Genomic DNA, 245 nt, shown 5'->3' with positions numbered 1-245 from the left:
GGGAGGATTCGAACCTCCGACCGCTCGGTTCGTAGCCGAGTACTCTATCCAGCTGAGCTACGGATGCATCAGGGAAACTTGCTTTACTGCAGACTTGATGTCGCTGCTAAAGCGCTATCAAGTAAGATGGTGCATCCGGGAGGATTAATCGGCTGCGCCTCGCCTTGTGGGCCGTTGCTGAAGCAACGTTATCCTCCCTGGTGCTCGCGATTATCTCGCAGACCATGAAACAACAGTTTTGCTGT

At 53.5% G+C, this 245-nt stretch carries 1 tRNA gene; it reads right to left on the bottom strand.

Going from position 1 to position 245, the window contains the following annotated elements:
• Positions 1–59: transfer RNA gene (locus OGV65_RS00075), tRNA-Arg, on the bottom strand.
• Positions 60–245 lie beyond the last annotated feature (186 nt).

It is taken from the genome of Citrobacter sp. Cb004, assembly GCF_030337065.1.
Lineage (GTDB): Bacteria > Pseudomonadota > Gammaproteobacteria > Enterobacterales > Enterobacteriaceae > Citrobacter > Citrobacter braakii.
The sequence above is the reverse complement of the archived record's forward strand: the minus strand, read 5'-3'. Positions and strand labels throughout refer to the sequence as shown.